Below are 3,092 nucleotides of genomic sequence, written 5' to 3'. Positions count from 1 at the left end.
AGCTTAATCAGTCGAGGTTTCCAATCGGTACGAGTTAACAGATTCCAAAACTGTGTCCAAAACCGTTTCAGCAATTCCGGTGGTTCTCCGGCGGGTTTCTGTTCAGGAACATCACTCACAACAGCTTCTATATTACTTATTATTGACTGCGGTGTTCCCTCCCTTGCCCCTCGTTCCTCGTCCCTCATGTACCATTGGTCAAAGATAGAATAACGCCAGGTGGGACAATCAAAGGCATAAACTCGTTGTCTGGAGCCGTCGGGCAGTTTAATTTGGCGGACACATTTAAGTGGCAGACCGATTTTATTGCGGAGGACATCTTGAACAATCCGAATCGGAGAAGCTTTAGTATTAGGACTAATCCCTAGATAATCCCCCACATCTCGACTGAAACGTACTACCTTATCTGCAAACTCTAAGATTTCTTCCGACTCCGAAGTAAACTCTCTATCTAGCTCCAGTAAAGAATCAATGCCCAATAGTTTCAATACCTGGACTTGTGCTGAAAGGAGTTTAATATCCTGCAAACAAACTTTACCTTCTCCTGTCTCTAATTGTCGTTCTAAATAGCGTTTATCCCGTTGGTGAACCAGTTCAGGATAGAGTAAATAATAATGTAACCGCAGCTTCGGATAATACCCGTCCATGTCCGTTAACACTAATTCCGGCGTAACTTCTACACCATACCGTTGATAAATTTCATAATAGCGCTGTTGGGCTAATTCATCTTTAGTTTTCTTCCGTTTACTTTTCAGTTCTTCGTATTGTTCCTGAGTCAATAAAGCTTGACTGGCAATAAACAAAGCATAATTATATTGATTAATATTCCGAGTTTTTGTTGCTTGCTCTAAATAATTTTTAGCAGATTGTTCTAAGTGATGCAGCTTCTCTACCGTTCCTTTCAATTGTTCAGAAACTTCTGGAACTTGAGCGAGAGGATCTAACGTGAAAACTTCAGCTAATAACTGTTCACATTCTAAGGATGTTTTTTCAATTTCTGAAACTTCAATCTTATGCCCTTCAGCTTCTAATTCCCGAACTAACGTTTTTCTAAACTGCCATAGACCTGCATTGACTCTAGCGGCAAACTTAGCCCAAACTTTAGTATGTTCAGGAGTCAGTTGCTCATCAAAATCTATGGATAAGTCTAAATCAATTTGTTGTAAAATTTGGAGATTGCGTTTAAAGACTTTATTTTTAGTGGCTAACAACGATTTCCAATTACTAGAGCGATTGCCAATTTGACCACAACCGTAACTTGATGCCCACACATGACAAGGAACATTCAAATCCCGAACCCGTGCTAAAAACTGACAAGCATCTTTCACATTAATTGCTCCTTGGAATATCGCAAATATCGCTTGAAAATGATTAACTAAATCAATGCTAACTCCCGTGCCAATTGTTGGAGATGTAATAATTATATCATAATCTTTAATTCGATTATTAATATCCTCCATACACCCAAAAGCCGCATGAGTTTCATCCGCAACGGTTTCAGAATCAATCCTTAAAATCTTCAATTCAGGAAAAGATTCTTGCAGTTGACTTTCAATATTAATACAAGAAAACTTACCTTTCACTTTCTGACTATCTAAAACAATTAGGATAGAGGGGCGAGGGACGAGGGACGAGGGGCGAGGGACGAGGGACGAGGGGCGAGGGACGAGGGACGAGGGGCAAATTTCTTCCTGTATTCCTCGTCCCTCAACTAATTCATAGAGTTGAGTGATCAGATGAGACGGATTCGACTGATTATAAACAATAACTTTACGTTGTTGACTGTGCTTATATTCATTAATATAAACTTGGGGATTAATTTTAAATCCAGCACAATTTATTAAATAATCAATGGCATAATCCGATAAATCCGCATCTTGAGCAATAATTAAACCACCGGAACTTAAAACGGTTTGGATCAAGTCTGTGAACATTCGACACAGAATTGCTCGTTTATCGATACAGGTTGAGCTATTGAGTAAATGCCAGATAATTTGTTCAGTTTCATCTAAAATAATGATAGCATCTTCCCATTCAGACGGATTAAATTTAGCTTGACTGAGGGGATGTAAACTATCAATACATAATCCAAAACCAAAGATAGAATCTTCTTGACGTTCCTGTTTATCTTCTACCCACACCAACCCTAAGCGATTACAAATCGAGCGCCCTAATTGAATCCGATGGCTAATCACTAAAACTTTCCGCCCAATATCCATCGATTCTTGAATTAACGGAATCAAATTCTCAGTTTTCCCGGTTCCTTTTCCTGATTTAATACAAACTAACCCTTGTTCTGGAAAATTCAGTTTGAGATAACGACTATTCAGTTTAGTGGCAGGATAAGTAATTTCATAATCTTTACGATAAATCCAATAGTCTAAATCCGTTGCTTCAGCAAATAATTGATCAAATTGATATTCTCCTTGATTGACAATAAAATCATCAACACCTTTATCTGGGCCAGGTAAACTGACGACCCAAACCGATGAGGGAGGAAAATCATTTTCCCCTCGTCCCTCGCCCCTCGCCCCTCGTCCCTGAAAACACTGACCCAGTTTCTGGATTTCTCGATTAACCGCTATTCGAGTGGTGCGCTTCTGGTCATGGTCAAAACAAATGTAAATCCGTCGCCCCTCGTCCCTCGTCCCTCGTCCCTCAACTTTGGCAAACCGTTCCAATTCTGGGAGTAGGAAACTGTTGATTTTCTCACCATTGCTATCTCGCTGAACTCGCACCCCTCCGGTAATACCCGGTAAAGAGATCGCAACATATCCCGCCGTTAATAATGCACCTGCTTTTTTAGCTCCTTCACAAATCGTAATGGGAATATTATTCTCTAGTACCCAGTCCCAAAACCCGATATCTTCTTCAGACAGCAGCGAGTCCAGTAAACTATCGTATCCTTTAAGCAAATGCGCCGGGGAAGGAGTAAAGGGAAGCTGCCAATGATGTTGTAGACGTTTTAAATAGACTTGAGAGTTTTCTGTTTGCCCCTCGTCCCTCGTCCCTCGCCCCTCATTCTTGAGAGCAATTTTCAGACCAATGCGCCAAGATACCGACAGTTGAAAGATGCTGGTGGCGACTTTGGG

Annotated in this window: 1 protein-coding gene; it reads right to left on the bottom strand. The window is 40.7% G+C overall.

Features of this window, described 5'->3' with window-relative positions; genetic code table 11:
• Positions 1–3,092 (bottom strand): plasmid replication protein, CyRepA1 family (locus ACKPEB_RS12430; RefSeq protein WP_408965244.1); only part of this gene is annotated, 3,092 nt, incomplete at both ends.

This window comes from Planktothrix sp. (assembly GCF_046067725.1).
Taxonomy (GTDB): domain Bacteria; phylum Cyanobacteriota; class Cyanobacteriia; order Cyanobacteriales; family Microcoleaceae; genus Planktothrix.
The sequence above is the reverse complement of the archived record's forward strand: the minus strand, read 5'-3'. Positions and strand labels throughout refer to the sequence as shown.